General features: G+C 64.0%; 1 protein-coding gene. It reads left to right on the forward strand.

The genetic code is table 11. The features are described 5' to 3' along the window. Positions 1-275: IS66 family transposase (locus AC5ZGW_RS47900; protein ID WP_496114370.1), on the forward strand; the 275-nt coding region annotated here is incomplete at both ends.

Genomic DNA, 275 nt, shown 5'->3' on the forward strand with positions numbered 1-275 from the left:
TTCATGGACGAAACTACGGCGCCGGTGCTCGATCCCGGGCGTGGTCAAACGAAGAAGGGCTACTTCTGGGCGAGCGTCTCCGACGACCGCGGCCATAGCGGCCCAAGTCCGCCGATCGTGCTGTTCCGATATGCCCCCGGCCGCAGCGGCGCCTTCGCTGAGCAGTTCCTGGACGGCTTTAACGGACGCTTCCTGCAATGCGATGCCTATGACGGTTATGACCGGCTGACCGAAGTCGCTCGACCGCAAGGGCCGTGGACGCTCGTGCATTGCTG

Source organism: Bradyrhizobium sp. Crot121, assembly GCF_059512385.1.